Source organism: Roseovarius spongiae (genome assembly GCF_003651245.1).
GTDB lineage: Bacteria > Pseudomonadota > Alphaproteobacteria > Rhodobacterales > Rhodobacteraceae > Roseovarius > Roseovarius spongiae.
This window is the reverse complement of record NZ_RAPE01000001.1, coordinates 429,851-448,546: the sequence shown is the minus strand read 5'-3', so window position 1 is coordinate 448,546 and position 18,696 is coordinate 429,851. Positions and strand designations below refer to the sequence as shown.

Sequence of the window (18,696 nt, the reverse complement as noted above, 5' to 3'; positions counted from 1 at the left end):
CGTCGTTCCTTTCCGTCGCCGGCCGGCTTAGCCCGCCGTGGTGCGCCCGCGCCGGTCAGCGCGCAGGGCGGCATAGAGCACATGGGTGCGCCAGCGGCCGTTGATCTGCAAGTAGCTCTGCGCGACGCCCTCGTATTTGAAGCCGGATTTCTCGAGCAGCGCGCGCGAGGCGGCGTTCTCGGGCAGGCAGGCGGCCTCGATCCGGCTGAGGTCCATGCGCTCGAAGGCGTGATGCGTCACCGCCTCGATCGCCTCGCGCATGTAGCCCTGCCGGGCAAAGCTCTCGCCAACCCAGTAGCCCAGCGTGCCTGCCTGCGCGGGGCCGCGGCGGATGTTGTCGAGCGTGATCGCGCCGACCATTTCCTTGTCCTCGCGCCGGACCAGGAACAGCGGCAGCGCGGTGCCGTCGCGCAATGCGCGCTGCGCCCAGTAGACGCGGTTGCTGAACCCCTTGCGGGCGAGATGATCGGCGGACCAGATCGGCTCCCACGGGATGAGGAAATCGGCGCTGCCCCGGCGCAGCGTGCTCCAGATGCGGAAATCGCCCAGGACAGGCGGGCGCAGCGTCAGGCGTTCGGTCTCGATCCGGAACTTCCGACGCGGCAGGAGCATCACGCGGCGCGCCTCTTCTGGAGCGCCTCGAGCGAGGGGGCGTTCTCCACCGGGCCGTAAAGCGCAAGTGCGGCGGGGGCGCGCGACGCGATCCGTTCGGCAAGGCCGCGCACATCCCCAAGCGTCACCGCGTCGATGCGGTCCACGACCTCTTCGAGCGGCGGCACCCGGCCCCAGATCTGGAGCATGCGCGCCAACCGCTCGGCCCGGTTGCTGGGGCTTTCCAGCCCCATCAGGAGCCCGGCCTTCATCTGGGCGCGAGCGCGCTCGATCTCGTCCGGGCGCATGTCGCCGGCGGCGCGCTTCATTTCGTCGATGGTGATCTCGGCCAGGCCCGCCAGCTGATCAGCGGAGGCGCCGGCGTAAAGCGTCATCATCCCGGTGTCGGCATAGGCGCCCGCCTGGGTGAAGATCGTGTAGCAGAGCCCGCGTTTCTCGCGGATCTCCTGGAAAAGCCGGCTCGACATGCTGCCGCCCAGCGCGGTCGCGTAGATCTGCGCCGCGTGGATGAGCGGATCGCCGTAGTCCGGGCTCTCGAAGGCCATCGCGAAATGCGCCTGTTCGAGCGGGCGGACCGTCCGGCTTTCGCCGCCCTCGAACCGGGCGGCGGGGGCTTCGGGGGCGGGGGCCGCCTCCATGTCGCCGAAGAGCCGCTCGGCCGCGCGCGCAAGCGCGTCGTGGTCGATGGCGCCCGCGGCGGCGAGGATCATGTTGCCGGGGCGATAGTGCTGCCCGACGAAGCGCGTCAGATCGTCGCGCGCGAAACCGCGCACGCGCTCTTCCGCGCCCAGGATCGCACGGCCCAGCGGGTGATCGGGATAGGCCTTTTCCTGCAACCAGTCGAAGATGATGTCGTCGGGCGTGTCGAGCGCCTGGCCGATCTCCGAGAGGATCACGCCGCGCTCGATCTCGATCTCGGTCGCGTCAAAGCGCGCGCGGCGCAGGAAATCCGCCACCACGTCGAGCGCGAGCGGCACGTCGTCCTTCAGCACGCGCGCGTAATAGGCCGTGACCTCGCGGCTGGTGTAGGCGTTGATGTAGCCGCCCACGTCCTCGATCGCCTCGGCGATCTGGAGCGCGCTGCGCGTCTCGGTGCCCTTGAACGCCATGTGTTCTAGGAAATGCGCGATTCCGTTCTGCTCGGACGTCTCGTGGCGCGCGCCGGCCAGCACCCAGACGCCGATGGCCGCCGATTGCAGGCCCGGCATGTGCTCGGTAACGATCCGAAATCCATTCGGCAGGGTCATGAGGTTGACGGTCACTGGCCGATCCGTTCCCTGATGATCTGCTGGATGACGCCGAGGTCGTTCGCGGCCTCGGTGACGCGCTCCTTGCGGTCATACAGATCCGCCATGTGCGAGGGCAAGGGGGGATGCTGTCCGCTGGCCTCTTCGACCGCGGCGGGGAACTTGGCCGGGTGCGCGGTGGCGAGGGTTATCATCGGAACCTCGGGGACGAGATGCGTCTCGGCGACGTGGACGCCCACCGCGCCGTGCGGGCAGAGCAGCTCGCCGGTGGTGTCCCAGGTGCGGCGGATCGCGGCGCGGGTCTCGTCCTCGTCGCAGCGGCCCGAATCGAACGCCTCGCGCAGCGCCTGAAGCGCGCCCTGGCTGACCGAGAAACCGCCCGACTTCAGCTCGTCCATCAGCTGCGCCACAGCGCGCCCGTCGCGCCCGTAGGCCTCGAACAGCGCGCGCTCGAAGTTGGAGCTGACCTGGATGTCCATCGACGGACTGATCGAGGGCGCGACCCCGTCGGGACGGTACTCCCCCGACGTGAGACAGCGATGCAGGATGTCGTTCTGGTTGGTCGCCACCACCAGCCGGCTGACGGGCAGACCCATCCGTTTCGCGATATATCCCGCGAATACGTCGCCGAAATTTCCGGTGGGGACGGTAAAGCTCACCTCGCGATGCGGGGCGCCCAGGGCCGCGGCGGAGGTGAAGTAATAGACCACCTGCGCCAGCACCCGCGCCCAGTTGATGCTGTTCACCCCTGCGAGGTTCACCGCGTCGCGGAAGGCGAAATCGTTGAACATGTCCTTCACGCGCGCTTGGCAGTCGTCGAAATGCCCCTCCACGGCAATGGCGTGCACGTTCGCCTCCGACGGAGTGGTCATCTGGCGGCGCTGCACCTCGCTCACCCGACCCTGCGGGTAGAGAATGAACACGTCCACCATGTCGAGCCCGCGGAACGCCTCGATCGCGGCCGAGCCGGTGTCGCCGCTGGTGGCGCCGACGATGCAGACGCGCGTGCCGCTGCGGCTCAGCGCGGCCTCGAAGAGCTGCCCGATGAGCTGCATCGCGAAGTCCTTGAACGCGAGCGTGGGACCGTGGAACAGTTCGAGCAGGTGATGGTTCGGACCCAACTGAACAAGCGGCGCGCGCGCGACATGATTGAACCCGGCATAGGCGCGCGCGATGATGGCCTCGAATTCCGCATCGCTGAACGCGTCGCCGATATAGGGACGCATGACGCGCAGCGCGGCCTCCTCATAGGGTAGGCCCGCCAGCGCGGCGATCTCGGCCGGGGCCATCTGCGGGATGCGTTCCGGCAGGTAGAGCCCGCCGTCACGGGCAAGGCCGGTCAGCATCGCCGCCTCGAAATCGAGAACCGGGGCCTGGCCCCGCGTGGATACGTATCTCATGTCGTGTCGCCTTTCTCGGGGCGCATGCGGCGCCGGACAAGGTAGAGCGTCATGCCCGCCCAGACCACGGCGAGCGAAAACCAGGTGATCGCATATTCGAGGTGATCGTCGGGAATCGTCGCGCTGTCCAGTGGAAGCGGGATCGGATCGCCGGATCTTTTCGGCGCCGCATCGCGCACGATCAGCAGCACCGGATCGGTCCCGAGCCTGGCCGCCAGCGCGGGCACGTCGCGCGCGAACCAGATGCCGCGCTCCTCGTCGGGGTCGGGCGTGTAGGAATCGACCTCGTCGGGCCAATGCAGGTTGCCGGTGAGCGTGACCGTCCCGCCCGGCCGCGCGGCGTCCTTGTCCGCAAGGTCGATGAAGCCGCGGTCCGCCATGATGCGCCGCCCGTCGGTGTTGAAGGGCTGTATCACCCGGTAGCCCGCGCCAAGCTCCTTGGTGGAGACGAGAACGTGGATTTCCGGCCCCCCGAGGACGCCCGTCGCGCTGACCGCACGGTACCTGTCGGTCGCGGGTTCGGGCGCCTCGGGCAGCGCCGCGGGCGCCTCGTGGATGCGCGCGTCGATCTCGGCGAGGACGCCATGTTTCCAGACCATGCGCTGAACCTGCCAGACGCCGAGCCCGACCAGCATGCCGGTTCCCAACACACCGAACAGCAATGGAACCAGCAACCGCTGCCGCATCTGCGCCCTCTTTCAACGGAAAATGCGGAAAGCGCGCGCCCCCCGCATCTTCTTCTTGCCGAAAATATCCCCGCCGGAGGCGGACCTTTCGCGAAACCCTCAGCTGCCCCAGATGTAGATCGCCGCGAAGAGGAACAGCCAGACCACGTCGACGAAGTGCCAGTACCAGGCCGCGGCTTCGAACCCGATATGGTTGTCCGGAGTGAAATGGCCGCGGATCGTGCGCATCAGGCAGACGAACAGGAAGATGGTGCCGATGACCACGTGGAACCCGTGAAACCCGGTCGCCATGAAGAAGTTGGCGCCGTAGATGTTGCCAGAGAAGCCGAAGGCCGCGTGGCTGTATTCATAGGCCTGGAAGAGCGTGAACAGCAGGCCCAGCACCACCGCGATCGTGAGGCCCCATTTCATGTCCTCGCGGTTATTCTCGTGCACCAATGCATGGTGCGCCCATGTCGCAGCCGCGCCCGAGCAGAGCAGGATCAACGTGTTGATCAGCGGCAGGTGCCAGGGGTCGAAGGTCTCGATCCCCTCGGGGGGCCAGACGCTGTCCTGGATGGGCGACAGCGGCCCCATGGGGTAGAGCGCGTGCTTGAAGAAGCTCCAGAACCAGGCGGCGAAGAACATCACTTCGGAGGTGATGAACAGGATGAAGCCGTAGCGCAGGCCGATCCGCACCACCGGGGTGTGATCGCCAGCGATGTTCTCGGACACCGTGTCGGACCACCAGCCGAACATCACGTAGAACACGCCCATAAGCCCGATGAGGAACATCCACGGCTGGTTGGTCTCGGCCTGCGGCGAGATCATCAGCACCGCGCCGAACAGCATGACGAAACCCGCCACCGCCCCGAGGAAGGGCCACCATGAGGGATTCAGAATGTGATAGTCGTGGTTCTTCTCGTGTGCCATATGTCCCATCCCTCTTTTGAGGCTCAATTCAGGTTTTTACCCGTTTGCCCGTCCGGCGCAAGTGCGGCCTGCTCTTCGGGCAGGTCGATCTCGTAAAATGTGTAGCTGAGCGTGATCGTGTGCGTGTATTTGGCGTCGCGATCGGTCACGATGCCGGGGTCGACGAAGAAGGTCACGGGCATCATCACCCGCTCGCCCGGCTCCAGCACCTGTTCGGTGAAGCAGAAGCACTCGATCTTCTCGAAGAAGCCGCCGGCCTGGTAGGGGGTGACGTTATAGGCGGCCTGCCCCGCCACGCGCCGGTCGGTGGGGTTGTAGGCCTCGTAGAAGGCGAGGCCGGTCTCGCCGATACGCAGCTTCATCTCGTGCACTTCGGGCTTGAACTCCCACGGCATGCCGCGGTCCTTGCTGGCGTCGAAGCGGACGGTGATCATCTGGTCCAGCACCTGATCCGAGCCCGCGTCGGCCACGCCGGTGATGCCGCCGAAACCGGTGACGCGGCAGAACCAGTTGTAGAAGGGCACCGACGCCCAGGCCAGCGCGCCCATAAGCAGCACGACGCCGACAAGGACGCCAAGCGTGCGCGTATTGCGATCCGTCGCCATCAATCCGTCCCCCTTGCATCCGCGGGCACAGAGAAATCCTCGTGGCTCACCTTGGCGATGGTCAGCCCGAAGACCAGCGCCACGAACGCAGCGAGCACGAGACCAAGGCCGAGGTTGCGGCTGAAGCGCCGCTTGTGCAGCTCATGGGTTTCACGAAAGCTTCCCATCACCAGCTCCAGACGCCCTGCGCGTTGAGGACGGTTTGCAGCCAGATCGCGCAGAAATGCGCGAAGAGATAGATCAGCGACAGGCGGAACACCTTTTTCTCGACGGCGTAGCCATCGGCCTCGGCCCGCGCCTCGTCGCGGCGCCAAATGTCCCAGGCGCCCTTGAGGAACAGCGCGTTCAGCACCAGCGCCACGGCCAGGTAGGCCGGCCCGCCGATACCGGTAAAGGCGATGCCGACGGCCAGCGGCGCCAGCAGCGCGGTATAGACCAGGATATGCGTCCGCGTCGCGCGCCGCCCGTGCGTCACCGTGAGCATCGGCACCTTCGCCTCGTGGTAGTCGGACTTCATGAACAGCGCCAGCGCCCAGAAATGCGGCGGCGTCCACATGAAGATGAGCGCGAACATCAGCACCGATTCGACCGACACGCCACCGGTCACGGCAGCCCAGCCGATCATCGGCGGAAACGCCCCGGCGGCGCCGCCGATCACGATGTTCTGCGGCGTGCTGCGCTTGAGCCAGATCGAATAGATCACGACATAGAAGAAGATGGTGAACGCCAACAGCCCCGCCGCGACTAGGTTCGTCGCCAGCCCCAGCATCACGACCGAGATCCCCGCGAGCGCCATGCCGAAGCGGTAGGCCTCGCCCGCGGTGATGCGCCCGGCGGGGATCGGGCGCTTGCGGGTGCGTTTCATGACCCGGTCGATATCCGCGTCCCACCACATGTTGAGCGCGCCCGACGCCCCCCCGCCGACGGCGATGAAGAGGATCGCCCAGAACGCCTCGATCGGGTGCAGCGATCCCGGCGCGGCGACAAGCCCGACCAGCGCGGTGAACACGACCAGCGACATCACCCGCGGCTTCAGCAGCGCGAAGAAATCGCCGAATCCCGCGTCGTCCTCGCGTGGCTTGGCGGCGTGAAGGCTCGTGTCGGTCATTTCAGTCTCCGATCGGTGGGGTGGAACCCCACCTTACGCAAACGTAGCGGGACGGGTCTTCCCGATCCTTATTTGGCGGCGGCGACGTCAAAGTCCAGCGGCGTGCCGGCATATTCCTCGATCGCGCCTTCCAGCCATTCGTCGTATGCTTCCTGGCTCACCACCTTGACGGTGATCGGCATGAAGGCGTGGTCCTTGCCGCAGAGCTCCGAACACTGGCCGAAATAGACGCCCTCTTTCTCGGCCTTGAACCAGAGTTCGGCAAGCCGGCCGGGCACCGCGTCCTGTTTCACGCCAAAGGCGGGAATCGTCCAGCTGTGGATCACGTCGGCGCCGGTCACGCGCATCACGACGACCTTGTTCACCGGAACGACGACCGCGGTATCCGTCGCCAGCAGGAATTCGTCCTTGGAATACCCCGCCTCCTCGAGCTCGGCGATCACTTCGTCGGTGAGAACCTTGCCTTCGCCGATCAGGAAGCTGTCGAAGCCGAAATCGTGGTCGGTGTATTCATAGCCCCAGTACCACTGGTAGCCGGTCACCTTGATGTTGATGTCGCCCTCGGGAATTTCCTGCTGCTTGAACAGGACCGGAAGCGAGAACGCGCCGATGAAGACGAGGATGAGCACCGGAATCAGCGTCCACGCCACCTCGATCGGCGAATTGTGCGTGAACCGCGCCGGGGTCGGGTTGGCGCGGCGGTTGAAACGCGCGATCGCATAGAGAAGCAGCACGACGACCAGCAGCGAGATGCCCGTGATGATGACGAGCACCAGCCCGTCGAGCCAATGCAGGTCGCGCGCCAGTTCCGTCGCGGCCTCCTGGAACCCGACACCGCCCTGATGCGGTTTTCCGATGATCTCGAGTTTGTCCTGCGCCATGGCGGGCGCGGCTGTCAGTGCGGCCATCGCAGCCAGCAGGTTCGGAATGTATCGCATTGGGCACCTTGGTCGGTTGAGACAGTTAACGCTGTTTTCTTGCGGGGCTGTCCGGCGGATGGGCCGACCCCCGTTGTTTCGTCGCCAGTTAAAACCATATTCTGTCAGGACAGACAAGAAATACGATCGCGGTATCCAGGCACATTTCCCGCTATCCATCGTTTAGAGCGTTTCGGGACCGAGTTGAAGCGCAACTTGGAGCCGAAAACGCCCGCGAGGGTCGCAAGAAGGCGTGTATTCCGGCATGGCGTCGTGTTTCAACGGTACGGCGAACCATCCAGCCCGCTAGGAAAGCAGGACAACAGCATGACAGACACGCCCTTTCGCCCGTTCGAGACCGCGCTGGACCGCGACGCCGCGCTTGCGCAGCTGCGGGCCGCGACCGACGGCGCCGACGACGGAGAGCTTTTCCTCGAGCGCAGCCGCTCCGAGGCGCTGGTCTTTGACGACGGGCGCGTGCGCACGGCGAGCTATGACGCCTCGGAGGGATTCGGCCTGCGCGCGGTGCGCGGCGAGGTGGCGGGATATGCCCACAGCTCGGAGATATCCGAGGCCGCGCTGACCCGCGCGGTGGACACGGCGCGACTGGCCGTCGGCGCGGGCGGCGGCGCGCTCGCGGCGGGGCCGGCGCCGACCAACCGCCGGCTTTATACCGACCAGGATCCCATCGCCGGCGCCGGTTTCCCTGTCAAGATCGAGACCCTGCGCGAGATCGACGCCTTCGCGCGCGACCTCGATCCACGGGTGGTGCAGGTTTCGGCGGTGATCATGGCCTCGCTCCAGGAGGTCGAGATCCTGCGCCCCGAGGGCGTCCATCTGCGCGACGTGCGCCCGATGACGCGCGTGAACGTGTCGGTGATCGTGGAGCAGGACGGCCGCCGCGAGCAGGGAACCGCGGGCGGCGGCGGGCGCGTCGGCCTCGACGGGCTGATCGCGCCCGAGGACTGGCGGGAAAAGGCGCGCGAGGCCCTGCGCATCGCGCTCGTCAACCTGCGCGCCGTGCCGGCGCCGGCGGGCGTGATGGACGTGGTGCTCGGCCCCGGCTGGCCCGGCATCCTGCTGCACGAGGCGGTGGGGCACGGGCTCGAGGGGGATTTCAACCGCAAGGGAAGCTCGGCCTTCGCCGGGCTGATGGGCGAGCGCATCGCGGCGCCCGGCGTGACGGTGCTCGATGACGGCACGCTGCCCGACCGGCGCGGCTCCATCAGCTTTGACGACGAAGGCACGCCGAGCGCGCGCAACGTGCTGATCGAGGATGGCGTGCTCGTCGGGTTCATGCAGGACCGCCAGAACGCGCGGCTGATGGGCGTCGCGCCCACCGGCAACGGCCGGAGGCAAAGCTATGCGCACGCGCCGATGCCTCGGATGACCAACACCTACATGCTGGGCGGGGACGCCACGCGCGAAGATATCGTCGCCGACCTGAAGGACGGGATCTACGCGGTGGGTTTCGGCGGCGGGCAGGTCGACATCACCAACGGCAAGTTCGTCTTTTCCTGCACCGAGGCCTACCGCGTGAAGGACGGCCGCGTGAGCGAGCCGGTCAAGGGCGCCACGCTGATCGGCGACGGGGCGACGGCGCTCAGGCATATCCGCGCGCTCGGCGACGACATGGCGCTCGATCCCGGCATGGGCAATTGCGGCAAGGCGGGCCAGTGGGTGCCGGTGGGCGTCGGCCAGCCGACGGTGATGATCGGCGGGCTGACGGTCGGGGGATCGGCGGCCTGAGAGAGAGAGGCAGGTTGCGGTGAGATCGTCTTCTTTCACCGCGACTCGCGCACCGCAATAATCGCCGACATGTCGGAAAACTTCCCGGACGCATTTCTGCAAGAACACTGGTCATGGTGGAAACGCTGGATCGCGCGCCGCTGGAAGATCATCGAGGGCAAGGGGCATGCGCCGCTGGAGGTGCGGCTGTCGGTCGTCCACCGAAGCCGGCTGCGCGCCGCCCGCGACAAGGTGCTGGCCTGGCGTCCCGAGCGCGTGGTCATCGCGCATGGCGGCTGGCGGGACGCGGGCGGCGCGGCCTACCTGCAACGGGCGTTTGCATGGATCTGATTTGAAGGGCGTAAGGCTCCGCCGTGGTTTACGCCATGTTAACCAGACGTGCGCTACACATGATTCTGCAAGACGGCGGAGACATGATGTCCGAACAACCCTACTCTTCCACTCACCCCCCACTCCCACCCACCACGGAAGATGATCGGGTGTCGTGGCTTCGCCTCTTGCGTTCCCGCCGCGTCGGGATCGCGACCTTTCATCGCCTGCTGGGCGAACATGGCACGGCGCAGGCCGCGCTGGCGGCCCTCCCCGAGGTGGCGCGCGCCGCCGGGGTGGAGGATTACCGCGCCTGCCCCGAAGGCGTCGCGCGCGCCGAAATGGCCGCCGGACGCGCGGCAAGGGCGCGGCTGATCTTCATGACCGACCCCGACTACCCCGCCGCCCTGCGCGGCCTGGCGGACGCGCCGCCGATGCTCTGGGCGGTGGGCGATGTCTCGGTCCTTTCACGCCCGATGATCGCGCTTGTTGGCGCGCGCAACGCCTCTTCGCTCGGCACGCGGATGGCGCGCGCGCTGGCCGCGGAGCTGGGCGCGAAGGGCTATGTCGTGGTCTCGGGCCTTGCGCGGGGCATCGACGCGGCGGCGCACGCCGCGACGCTGAAGACCGGCACGGTGGCCGTGCTGGCGGGCGGGGTCGATGTGCTCTACCCGGCCGAAAACACCCGCATCGCCGAAGACATGGTGCAAACCGGGCTGCGCCTGTCCGAGCAGCCGATGGGCCAGACGCCCCAGGCGCGGCATTTCCCGGCCCGCAACCGGATCATCAGCGGCCTCGCGCAGGCGGTCGTCGTCGTCGAGGCGGCGGCGAAGTCAGGCTCGCTCATCACCGCGCGCAATGCGCTTGACCAGGGGCGCGAGGTGCTGGCGGTGCCGGGCCACCCGTTCGATGCGCGCGCGGCGGGGTGCAACATGCTCATCCGCGACGGCGCGCGGCTGGTGCGCAGCGCCGAGGACGTGATCGAGGCGCTGCCGATGGCGACAGCGCAAGCCGCGCCGGAACTGCCGCTCGCCGCGCCGCCGGCGGCGCCCAATCCGCCGACGCCGCCGGACGCGCCGCCGCCTGACCGCCGCTCGCTGCGCGAGACGGCCGATCTGCACAGCACCATCCTCGACCGGCTCGGCCCCTCGCCGCTGGCCGAGGACCAGTTGATCCGCGACGTCGGCGCTCCGGTCCAGCGCGTCGCGCCGGTCCTTGTCGATCTCGAGATCGAGGGCCGGATTCGCCGCCAGCCGGGCGGCCTGCTCTCCAAGGTCGGCTGACCGACCGGACCCCGGCGCGACGCAGCCCTCCACGCCCCGACCGGCGGCTCGCGGCGACCTCTGACGCCGCGGCGCCGGCACGCGGGTCGCGCCGATGGCCCGCATTGACAATTCCCTTTTTGACCCCACATGGTCCGCCGCCATGAGGCGCCTGCCCCGAGTCGAAAGGAAATCCATGCCCGTCGTCGTCGTCGAATCCCCGGCCAAGGCCAAGACAATCAACAAGTATCTGGGGTCCGACTACACGGTTCTGGCGTCCTACGGGCATGTCCGCGACCTGCCGCCAAAGGACGGCTCGGTCGATCCCGAGAACGGGTTCGACATGAAATGGGAGGTCGGCAGCGACAGCAAGAAACACGTGAAGGCGATCGCCGACGCTCTGAAGGACGACAACGCGCTGATCCTCGCCACCGACCCCGACCGCGAGGGCGAGGCGATTTCCTGGCATCTCGAGGAGGCGCTGCGCAAGCGCAAGGCGATCGGGAAGGACACGGCCGTCAGCCGCGTGGTGTTCAACGCGATCACCAAATCGGCCGTGACCGAGGCGATGGCCAATCCCCGGCAGGTCGACGCGCCGCTGGTCGAGGCCTATCTCGCGCGCCGCGCGCTCGACTACCTCGTCGGGTTCAACCTGTCGCCGGTGCTGTGGCGCAAGCTGCCGGGCGCGAAATCGGCCGGACGGGTGCAATCGGTCTGCCTGCGCCTCATCGTCGAGCGCGAGATGGAGATCGAAGCGTTCGATCCGCGCGAATACTGGACCGTCAAGGCGCTTCTCTCCACCCCGCGCGGGCAGGAATACGAGGCGCGGCTGACGACGCTGGCGGGCAAGAAGCTCGAGAAGTTCGACCTCGGGAACGCCACGCAGGCGGAGCTTGCCGTGCAGGCGGTCACCTCCCGCGCGCTTTCCGTCACCTCGGTCGAGGCCAAGCCGGGCGCGCGCAACCCCGCCCCTCCCTTCATGACCTCCACGCTTCAGCAAGAGGCCAGCCGCAAGTTCGGCATGGGCGCGCGCCAGACGATGAGCGCGGCGCAGCGGCTCTACGAGGCGGGACGCATCACCTACATGCGCACCGACGGCATCGACATGGCCCCCGAGGCGGTGCAGGCCGCGCGCGACGCGATCAAGGACCGCTACGGCGAGGAATACGTGCCCCCGTCTCCGCGCATCTACAAGAACAAGGCCAAGAACGCGCAGGAAGCGCATGAATGCATCCGGCCCACCGACATGACCCGCGACGCCGCCGCGCTCAAAATCGCGGACAAGGACCAGGCGCGGCTTTATGACCTGATCTGGAAACGCACGCTCGCCTGCCAGATGGAGGCGGCGAAGCTTGAGCGCACGACAGTGGAGATCGGCAGCGAGGACGGCCAGGTCGGCCTGCGCGCCACCGGACAGGTCGTGCTGTTCGACGGCTTCCTGCGGGTCTACGAGGAGGGCCGCGACGAGCCGGCCGAGGACGACGACGGTCGCCTGCCGCAAATATCGCAGGGCGACCCCGCCGCCTTCGCCAAGGGGTCCCTGCGCAACCAGTTCGCCAAGGCCGACAAGTCCGACGCCGTGACCGAGGACGCAAGCGGCGGCATGGCCCGCCACGACGCCGCCATCATGGCCGGGAACGAGGCGGTGCTGGCGCTGCAATCCTTCACCCAGCCGCCGCCGCGCTATACCGAGGCGACGCTGGTCAAGAAGATGGAGGAGCTCGGCATCGGGCGCCCCTCGACCTACGCCAGCATCGTCACCACGATCCAGGACCGCGAATATGTCCGCAAGGAAGGCAACCGCCTGATCCCCGAGGACAAGGGCCGGATCGTCACGATCTTCCTGCTCAACTTCTTTCGCCAGTATGTCGGCTACGAGTTCACCGCCAATCTGGAGGAAGAGCTGGACCATGTCAGCGCCGGGCAGCAGGACTGGAAGGAACTGCTGTCGGGGTTCTGGCGCGATTTCTCGGCCGCCATCGCCGAAACGTCCGAGCTGCGCATAAAAGAGGTGCTCGACGTGCTCGACGACGCGCTCGCGCCCACCCTCTACCCGCCGCGCGAGGATGGAGGCGATCCGCGCGTCTGCCCGCTCTGCGGCGAGGGGCGGCTGCATCTCAAGACGTCGAAATCCGGCGGCTTCGTCGGCTGCGGGCGCTACCCCGAATGCCGCTACACCCGTCCCATCGGCGGCGACGCCGGCGAAGCGCAGGACCGCGTGCTGGGCGAGGATGCGGGCGACGAGATCAGCCTGCGCACGGGGCGTTTCGGCCCCTACGTGCAGCGCGGGCAGGTGACGGAGGAGGTGAAGAAGCCGCCACGCGCGTCGCTGCCCAAGGGCTGGACGCCGGACGCGATGGATCTCGAGAAGGCGCTGACGCTGCTGAGCCTGCCGCGCGAGGTGGGCGAACATCCCGACGGCGGCGTTATCACCACCAATTTCGGTCGCTTCGGCCCCTACGTGCACCACAAGGCCGAGGGCGAGGCCAAGGGCGTCTACGCCAACCTCAAGGATCCCGATGACGTGTTCCATATCGGCATGAACCGCGCGGTGGAGCTGCTGGCCGAGAAGCGCGCGAATCCCGGCGGGCGCGGACGCGCGGCGGCCAAGCCGCTGAAGGAACTCGGCGAGCATCCGCGCGACGGCGGGCCGGTGAACGTGCTGGACGGGCGGTACGGCCCCTATGTCAAGTGGGACAAGGTCAACGCGACGCTTCCCAAGGACACCGAACCCGACGCCGTGACGATGGACATGGCCGTGGCGCTGATCGACGAGAAGGCCGCGAAGAAGGGCAAGGGGCGCAAGAAGGCGCCGGCCAAGAAAAAGGCAGCGCCGAAAAAGAAGGCTGCCGCCAAAAAATGACGCCACCCCTGTCATGCGACAGGCGCATGCCTGCGTCCCGCCCGGCGGCGCTAACGCATTCGTGAGCGCAGCGCCCTTCCTTCGTGAGCGCCAAAGGGGCATGTTGCCGCCAACACGAATGAAGAGAGGCAGATATGGAACGTTCCCCCATTTCCCGTCGATCCCTAATCCTTGGCGGGGCGGCCGCCGGCATCGCCACCGGCCTGGCCGCGCCGGCGCTTGCCCGCGAGCCGCTGGCGCCGGTCCGGCGCAACGTGTCGAGCTTCGTCACCCACGACTGGCGCGACCATTTCGATTCACTCGGCAAGGGCGTGATCATCGAGGACACCGTTTCGCGCTCGCTGCATCACTGGAACGCGGACGGGACCGATTACCGGGTCTATCCCACCTCCGTGCCGATGACAGACGAACTGACCCGGCGCGGCTATTCCAAGATCGTGCGCAAGAGGGTCGGCCCCGACTGGACGCCCACCGAGAACATGAAGAAGGCCAACCCGGACCTGCCCGACTACATGCCTCCGGGGCCGGACAACCCGCTTGGCACGCACGCGATGTACCTGACATGGCCCGCCTACCTGATCCACGGCACGCATGACACGCGCAAGATCGGGCGGCGGTCGTCCTCGGGCTGTTTCGGGCTCTATAACCCGATGATCGAAGAGCTGTTCGCGATCACGCCGATCGGCACGCAGGTTCGCGTCCTGTGACATCACGCCACCGGCGGAATCCGCTGTAACGCGATCTTCCCTGCGCCGCCCCGTTGACTTTGGGCGGCGCGGGGCGGCATACCCCAGTTGAACGCGACTTCAGTGGGGGTTTTCATGAAGAAGGTCTATGGATCGGCGCAAGAGGCGCTCGACGGGCTGCTGTTCGACGGAATGTTCATCGCGGCCGGTGGTTTCGGCCTCTGCGGCATTCCCGAACTGCTGCTGCAAGCGATCAAGGAGGCCGGGACCAAGGACCTGACCTTTGCCAGCAACAACGCCGGCGTCGACGATTTCGGCATCGGCATCCTGCTCCAGACCCGCCAGGTGAAGAAGATGATCTCGTCCTATGTGGGCGAGAACGCCGAATTCATGCGCCAGTATCTTTCGGGCGAGCTCGAGCTCGAGTTCAACCCGCAGGGCACGCTCGCCGAGCGGATGCGCGCCGGCGGCTGCGGCATCCCGGGCTTCTACACCAAAACCGGGGTGGGCACGGTTATCGCCGAGGGCAAGGAGCACAAGGAGTTCGACGGCGAGACCTACATCATGGAACGCGGGCTGGTCGCCGACCTCTCGATCGTGAAGGCGTGGAAGGCCGACGACACCGGCAACCTCATCTTCCGCAAGACCGCGCGCAACTTCAACCCGCCGGCGGCGATGTGCGGCAAGGTCTGCGTGGCCGAGGTGGAGGAAATCGTGCCGCGCGGCAGCCTCGATCCCGATCTCATCCACCTGCCCGGCATCTACGTGCACCGGATCGTGCAGGGGGAGCACGAGAAACGCATCGAACAACGCACGACTCGCAAGCGGGAGGACGCATAATGCCCTGGGACCGTAACCAGATGGCCGAACGCGCGGCCGCAGAGCTTCAGGACGGCTGGTATGTCAACCTCGGGATCGGCATCCCGACGCTGGTGGCGAACTATACCGGCGACAAGGAGATCACCCTGCAATCCGAGAACGGGATGCTGGGCATGGGCCCCTTCCCGTACGAGGGCGAGGAGGACCCGGATCTCATCAACGCGGGCAAGCAGACCATCACCGAACTGAACCGCACCGCCTATTTCGATTCCGCCACCAGCTTCGGCATGATCCGCGGCGGCAAGATCGCGGCGGCGATCCTCGGCGCGATGGAAGTGGCCGAGAACGGCGACCTCGCCAACTGGATGATCCCCGGCAAGCTCGTCAAGGGCATGGGCGGCGCGATGGATCTCGTGGCCGGCGTGCCGCGGGTGATCGTGGTGATGGACCACACCAACAAGCACGGCGAGAGCAAGCTGCTCAGGGAATGCACGCTGCCGCTGACCGGCGCGGGCGTGGTGGACCGGATCATAACCAATCTCGGCGTGCTCGACGTGGTCGAGGGCGGGCTGAAGATCGTCGAAACCGCGGAAGGCGTGAGCGAGGACGATATTCGCGCCGCGACCGAGGCCACCATCGTGTGAGCCGTCAAAAGTCTTGCAAGACTTTTGACAAGAAAATTTGAATTTTCTTGGCGCGTTCCGTGAAAGCGGGGCGCGCCGCGGCGTTTTATGGCAGAGCGGCGGCTCGGGCCGCGCGGGTCCGTCCTATTTCATCGCGAGATTGAGCGCGCAGCCGTCCGAGATGAACTCGGGGCGCGTCTTGCACAGGCCGCGGGCCACGTCATAGGCGGCCAGCACCTTGGGCACGTAATCGCGGGTTTCGGCGAATGGCGGCACGCCTTCATTGGCCTTCACCGCGTTTTCTCCGGCGTTGTATGCGGCGAGCGCGAGGATCGGGTCGCCCTTGAACTCCTTGAGCAGCCAGTCGAGATAGGCCACGCCGCCCTTGATGTTCTGATCCGCGGCGAGGCTGTCGGCGACGCCGAAACGTTCGGCGGTGGCGGGGATGAGCTGCATCAGCCCCTGGGCGCCCTTCTCGCTCTCGGCGGCGTCACGACCACCGGACTCCACGGCGATCACCGCGAGGACGAGCGCGGGCGACACGTCGGTGCCGATCGTGGCCGTCAGGATGTTCTGGCCCTGCGCGCTGGCGATCTCTTGCAGGTGCTGAAGCCGGGGATAGGCCACCGCCACCCCGTCGGGCGGCTTGGCCAGTTTCAGCAGCGCCGAGTCGAAGCGCAGCGCGCCCGCGTCCGAATAGCCGGTCGGGATCGCCTCCCAGAACCAGTCGTACCGCGAAACGCGCGGTGCGGGCGTTACCGCATCCGGCGTGTCCGGTTTCGGGGCCGGCTGCGCGGCGGGTTCGATCTGGACGGTGATCCGCTTGGTCGCGCCCGGCTTGGGCGGTTTGCCCATCTTGAAGGTGAAATCCGGAAACGGCGGCGGATCGTCGGCCCGCGCGCCCGCGCCGCACACCGCAAGCGCCGCCGCCAGCAGGCGGATTTTGTTCCCTCGGATCATCGCGGACTGCTCAGCCTCTTTTCGATTGGCGACAGATTGGCAAAGATCACCCGCTTTTACCAGCGTTGGACGACGAACCCGCAACAACTGAACCGGCAAGCGTGATGCATTTCACGCAGAAAGCGCGTCCAGAATAAAATCTTAACGCTTTTTAACCATTAGAATCAGAGCGATACCATAATCTCTAAGAAAAAGTTAAAGATGCGCCAAAAACGTTCGGATCGCGCCCAATTCCTGCCTGAATTAACTGGCTATATCTGCCCATACCGCGGCGCTGAAGGCCAACAGAGAGAGGCGGCCAGAGGCAAACCGGTAGTGAACCTGAGTAAACCTAGTGATCCTCTGGAGGGACCAAACCATGATTAAATTCTTCAAGAACTTCAAGAAAGACGAAGACGGCGCAGTGACTGTCGACTGGGTCGTGCTGACGGCAGCCGTTGTCGGCCTGGGCGTTGCCGGCGTGGCGACCGTGTCCGACGGCGTCGACGCTCTCGCCACCAAGATCGAGACCGGCGTTACCGGCCAAGACGTCAACGGCGCCGAATAATTCACGCCTTTCGATATCTGAAATACAAAGAGCCGCAAGTCATCGATTTGCGGCTCTTTGCCATAGACAAAGCCAATTCGACCCCGACGACGGGGTCGTGAGCCGGCCTCGGGGGCAGCCCAACGTCCCGTCCCGACCAAGGGGCGAGACTTCACAAATCGCATACAAGGTGCAACATGCCCAAATCCACATTCATCAAACGCTTTCGCGAAGACGAGGACGGGGCCATTTCCGTCGACTGGGTCGTTCTGACCGCCGCGCTGGTCGGCCTTGCCGCCGGGACCATCGCCACGGTCCAGGACTCGACCGGCGTGCTGACCGGCAAGATCGAGAGCGGAATGACCAACACGGACGTCAACGGCAGCGAATAATATCGCGGTTCGCCCGCAAACGACCGCGCCGTCTTCCATTTTTCGCCACATTCCTGCGCGATGGTGGCCCCCGGACAATTCCGTTCCGCGTCCCCGGGCGCGAAACAATACCGCAAAATCGAAAGGATAGGCCATGCGCATCGTTTTCGGACTGGTACTTGTCGTAGGGCTCGGCCTGGCGGGATTCGCCGTTTACATGGCCAAGACCTACATCCAGAGCTACCAGGCTCAGCTCGAGCATGAACGCAAGCAGCGCGCGCCCAACATCGAGACGGTCGACGTCTACGTCGCCACGCAGCAGCTGGAATACGGGCAGCGGCTGATGCCTGACGACGTCAAGCTGATCAAGTTCCCCAAGGCGTCGCTGCCCGAGGGCGTCTTCAAGACCGAGAAAGAGCTTTTCCCCAAGGGCGATGTCGAGCCGCGCACGGTGCTGCGCACGATGGAGAAATACGAGGCCATCCTCGAGGCCAAGGTGACCGACGCCGGCAAGGACGCAGGAATCACCAACAAGCTGGAGCGCGGCATGCGCGCCTTCGCCATCAAGGTCGACCGCACCTCGGGCGTGTCCGGCTTCCTGCGCGTGGGCGACCGGGTAGACGTCTACTGGACCGGCAATATCGGCCGCGCCGGCATGCGCACCGAAGGTGACAGCAGCGGCGACGTGACCAAGCTGATTGAGGCCGGCGTGAAACTGATCGCCATCGACCAGTCAGCCAGCAGCGACGCCATGCAGGCGCAGATCGCCAGCACGGTCACCGTCGCCGCGCGTCCCGAACAGGTCGCCGCGCTCGCGCAGGCGCAATCGACCGGGCGGCTGAGCCTGAGCCTGGTCGGAGCGCAGGACGATACGGTCACGCAATCCATCGAGATCGACCAGAGGGAACTGCTGGGCCTGGCCTCCGCGCCCGCCCCGGTGGAAGCGCCGCAAGAAGAGGTCTGCTCGATCCGCACGCGCCGCGGGGCCGAGGTGATCGTGACGCCGATCCCCTGCACCAACTGAACGCGTCAATGGACCGG

General features: G+C 66.5%; 20 protein-coding genes. 10 read left to right on the top strand and 10 right to left on the bottom strand.

Annotated features, from left to right (window positions below; all coding sequences use genetic code 11):
- Positions 1 to 27 precede the first annotated feature (27 nt).
- The 9 genes from D6850_RS02100 to coxB all read right to left on the bottom strand — a co-directional run bounded on the left by D6850_RS02100 (position 28) and on the right by coxB (position 7,508).
- Entirely contained in the window at positions 28 to 612 is a 585-nt protein-coding gene (locus tag D6850_RS02100; RefSeq protein WP_206019188.1) for a GNAT family N-acetyltransferase, read from the bottom strand.
- On the bottom strand, positions 612 to 1,874 hold the full coding sequence (locus D6850_RS02095; protein ID WP_121163407.1) for a M16 family metallopeptidase: 1,263 nt from the start codon (positions 1,872 to 1,874) through the stop codon (positions 612 to 614). Before D6850_RS02095 ends, D6850_RS02100 begins: the two co-directional genes overlap by 1 nt.
- Positions 1,871 to 3,259: a threonine synthase gene (gene thrC / locus D6850_RS02090; protein ID WP_121163406.1), complete on the bottom strand. Its 1,389-nt coding sequence runs from the start codon at positions 3,257 to 3,259 to the stop codon at positions 1,871 to 1,873. The genes D6850_RS02095 and thrC overlap by 4 nt, the downstream gene beginning before the upstream one ends.
- On the bottom strand, positions 3,256 to 3,945 hold the full coding sequence (locus tag D6850_RS02085) for an SURF1 family protein (protein ID WP_121163405.1): 690 nt from the start codon (positions 3,943 to 3,945) through the stop codon (positions 3,256 to 3,258). Before D6850_RS02085 ends, thrC begins: the two co-directional genes overlap by 4 nt.
- A gap of 99 nt (positions 3,946 to 4,044) precedes the next feature.
- Positions 4,045 to 4,857, bottom strand: coding sequence for a cytochrome c oxidase subunit 3 (locus D6850_RS02080; RefSeq protein WP_121163404.1), 813 nt, complete (start codon positions 4,855 to 4,857; stop codon positions 4,045 to 4,047).
- 23 nt (positions 4,858 to 4,880) lie between these two features.
- On the bottom strand, positions 4,881 to 5,462 hold the full coding sequence (locus tag D6850_RS02075) for a cytochrome c oxidase assembly protein (RefSeq protein ID WP_121163403.1): 582 nt from the start codon (positions 5,460 to 5,462) through the stop codon (positions 4,881 to 4,883).
- Positions 5,462 to 5,629 carry a hypothetical protein gene (locus tag D6850_RS19385; RefSeq protein ID WP_166433966.1) on the bottom strand — a complete coding sequence of 56 codons (168 nt, stop codon included), beginning with the start codon at positions 5,627 to 5,629 and terminating at the stop codon, positions 5,462 to 5,464. Before D6850_RS19385 ends, D6850_RS02075 begins: the two co-directional genes overlap by 1 nt.
- Positions 5,629 to 6,570, bottom strand: coding sequence for a heme o synthase (gene cyoE / locus D6850_RS02070; protein WP_121163402.1), 942 nt, complete (start codon positions 6,568 to 6,570; stop codon positions 5,629 to 5,631). The genes D6850_RS19385 and cyoE overlap by 1 nt, the downstream gene beginning before the upstream one ends.
- A 68-nt stretch (positions 6,571 to 6,638) precedes the next feature.
- Positions 6,639 to 7,508 carry a cytochrome c oxidase subunit II gene (gene coxB, locus D6850_RS02065; protein ID WP_121163401.1) on the bottom strand — a complete coding sequence of 290 codons (870 nt, stop codon included), beginning with the start codon at positions 7,506 to 7,508 and terminating at the stop codon, positions 6,639 to 6,641.
- A gap of 306 nt (positions 7,509 to 7,814) precedes the next feature.
- On the opposite strand from coxB, the gene tldD reads away from it, so the two are divergent.
- From tldD to D6850_RS02030, 7 genes are all read left to right on the top strand, one after another.
- Complete coding sequence (tldD, locus tag D6850_RS02060; RefSeq protein WP_121163400.1) at positions 7,815 to 9,236, top strand: metalloprotease TldD; 1,422 nt, start codon at positions 7,815 to 7,817, stop codon at positions 9,234 to 9,236.
- A gap of 69 nt (positions 9,237 to 9,305) precedes the next feature.
- On the top strand, positions 9,306 to 9,566 hold the full coding sequence (locus D6850_RS02055) for a hypothetical protein (protein ID WP_121163399.1): 261 nt from the start codon (positions 9,306 to 9,308) through the stop codon (positions 9,564 to 9,566).
- A gap of 86 nt (positions 9,567 to 9,652) precedes the next feature.
- Complete coding sequence (gene dprA / locus D6850_RS02050) at positions 9,653 to 10,828, top strand: DNA-processing protein DprA (RefSeq protein WP_121163398.1); 1,176 nt, start codon at positions 9,653 to 9,655, stop codon at positions 10,826 to 10,828.
- Between the two features lie 175 nt (positions 10,829 to 11,003).
- Positions 11,004 to 13,670 carry a type I DNA topoisomerase gene (gene topA, locus D6850_RS02045; protein WP_121163397.1) on the top strand — a complete coding sequence of 889 codons (2,667 nt, stop codon included), beginning with the start codon at positions 11,004 to 11,006 and terminating at the stop codon, positions 13,668 to 13,670.
- A gap of 134 nt (positions 13,671 to 13,804) precedes the next feature.
- A complete protein-coding gene (locus D6850_RS02040; RefSeq protein ID WP_121163396.1) occupies positions 13,805 to 14,377 on the top strand; it encodes a L,D-transpeptidase in 573 nt (190 codons plus the stop codon).
- 114 nt (positions 14,378 to 14,491) lie between these two features.
- Positions 14,492 to 15,196 carry a CoA transferase subunit A gene (locus tag D6850_RS02035; RefSeq protein WP_121163394.1) on the top strand — a complete coding sequence of 235 codons (705 nt, stop codon included), beginning with the start codon at positions 14,492 to 14,494 and terminating at the stop codon, positions 15,194 to 15,196.
- The gene (locus D6850_RS02030; protein ID WP_121163392.1) at positions 15,196 to 15,819 is read left to right on the top strand and encodes a 3-oxoacid CoA-transferase subunit B; all 624 of its coding nucleotides are present in this window, start codon (positions 15,196 to 15,198) and stop codon (positions 15,817 to 15,819) included. Before D6850_RS02035 ends, D6850_RS02030 begins: the two co-directional genes overlap by 1 nt.
- A gap of 123 nt (positions 15,820 to 15,942) precedes the next feature.
- Here D6850_RS02030 and D6850_RS02025 read toward each other — a convergent pair whose 3' ends face one another.
- Positions 15,943 to 16,758 carry a lytic transglycosylase domain-containing protein gene (locus D6850_RS02025; RefSeq protein ID WP_121163391.1) on the bottom strand — a complete coding sequence of 272 codons (816 nt, stop codon included), beginning with the start codon at positions 16,756 to 16,758 and terminating at the stop codon, positions 15,943 to 15,945.
- 358 nt (positions 16,759 to 17,116) lie between these two features.
- On the opposite strand from D6850_RS02025, the gene D6850_RS02020 reads away from it, so the two are divergent.
- The 3 genes from D6850_RS02020 (at position 17,117) to cpaB (ending at position 18,679) form a co-directional block, all read left to right on the top strand.
- The gene (locus D6850_RS02020; RefSeq protein WP_121163389.1) at positions 17,117 to 17,305 is read left to right on the top strand and encodes a Flp family type IVb pilin; all 189 of its coding nucleotides are present in this window, start codon (positions 17,117 to 17,119) and stop codon (positions 17,303 to 17,305) included.
- Between the two features lie 176 nt (positions 17,306 to 17,481).
- Positions 17,482 to 17,676, top strand: coding sequence for a Flp family type IVb pilin (locus tag D6850_RS02015; RefSeq protein ID WP_121163388.1), 195 nt, complete (start codon positions 17,482 to 17,484; stop codon positions 17,674 to 17,676).
- A gap of 133 nt (positions 17,677 to 17,809) precedes the next feature.
- Positions 17,810 to 18,679 carry a Flp pilus assembly protein CpaB gene (gene cpaB, locus D6850_RS02010; protein WP_121163386.1) on the top strand — a complete coding sequence of 290 codons (870 nt, stop codon included), beginning with the start codon at positions 17,810 to 17,812 and terminating at the stop codon, positions 18,677 to 18,679.
- Positions 18,680 to 18,696: the final 17 nt, after the last annotated feature.

What these genes read in the sequence shown, in the direction of transcription:
- tldD (WP_121163400.1), top strand. Translation starts at nt 7,815, where the DNA reads ATGACAGACACGCCCTTTCGCCCGTTCGAGACCGCGCTGGACCGCGAC.
- D6850_RS02100 (WP_206019188.1), bottom strand. Translation starts at nt 612, where the DNA reads ATGCTCCTGCCGCGTCGGAAGTTCCGGATCGAGACCGAACGCCTGACG.
- D6850_RS02080 (WP_121163404.1), bottom strand. Translation starts at nt 4,857, where the DNA reads ATGGCACACGAGAAGAACCACGACTATCACATTCTGAATCCCTCATGG.
- D6850_RS02015 (WP_121163388.1), top strand. Translation starts at nt 17,482, where the DNA reads ATGCCCAAATCCACATTCATCAAACGCTTTCGCGAAGACGAGGACGGG.
- D6850_RS02035 (WP_121163394.1), top strand. Translation starts at nt 14,492, where the DNA reads ATGAAGAAGGTCTATGGATCGGCGCAAGAGGCGCTCGACGGGCTGCTG.
- D6850_RS02020 (WP_121163389.1), top strand. Translation starts at nt 17,117, where the DNA reads ATGATTAAATTCTTCAAGAACTTCAAGAAAGACGAAGACGGCGCAGTG.
- D6850_RS02030 (WP_121163392.1), top strand. Translation starts at nt 15,196, where the DNA reads ATGCCCTGGGACCGTAACCAGATGGCCGAACGCGCGGCCGCAGAGCTT.
- thrC (WP_121163406.1), bottom strand. Translation starts at nt 3,259, where the DNA reads ATGAGATACGTATCCACGCGGGGCCAGGCCCCGGTTCTCGATTTCGAG.
- D6850_RS02085 (WP_121163405.1), bottom strand. Translation starts at nt 3,945, where the DNA reads ATGCGGCAGCGGTTGCTGGTTCCATTGCTGTTCGGTGTGTTGGGAACC.
- D6850_RS19385 (WP_166433966.1), bottom strand. Translation starts at nt 5,629, where the DNA reads ATGGGAAGCTTTCGTGAAACCCATGAGCTGCACAAGCGGCGCTTCAGC.
- cpaB (WP_121163386.1), top strand. Translation starts at nt 17,810, where the DNA reads ATGCGCATCGTTTTCGGACTGGTACTTGTCGTAGGGCTCGGCCTGGCG.
- D6850_RS02040 (WP_121163396.1), top strand. Translation starts at nt 13,805, where the DNA reads ATGGAACGTTCCCCCATTTCCCGTCGATCCCTAATCCTTGGCGGGGCG.
- topA (WP_121163397.1), top strand. Translation starts at nt 11,004, where the DNA reads ATGCCCGTCGTCGTCGTCGAATCCCCGGCCAAGGCCAAGACAATCAAC.
- cyoE (WP_121163402.1), bottom strand. Translation starts at nt 6,570, where the DNA reads ATGACCGACACGAGCCTTCACGCCGCCAAGCCACGCGAGGACGACGCG.
- coxB (WP_121163401.1), bottom strand. Translation starts at nt 7,508, where the DNA reads ATGCGATACATTCCGAACCTGCTGGCTGCGATGGCCGCACTGACAGCC.
- D6850_RS02025 (WP_121163391.1), bottom strand. Translation starts at nt 16,758, where the DNA reads ATGATCCGAGGGAACAAAATCCGCCTGCTGGCGGCGGCGCTTGCGGTG.
- dprA (WP_121163398.1), top strand. Translation starts at nt 9,653, where the DNA reads ATGTCCGAACAACCCTACTCTTCCACTCACCCCCCACTCCCACCCACC.
- D6850_RS02055 (WP_121163399.1), top strand. Translation starts at nt 9,306, where the DNA reads ATGTCGGAAAACTTCCCGGACGCATTTCTGCAAGAACACTGGTCATGG.
- D6850_RS02075 (WP_121163403.1), bottom strand. Translation starts at nt 5,462, where the DNA reads ATGGCGACGGATCGCAATACGCGCACGCTTGGCGTCCTTGTCGGCGTC.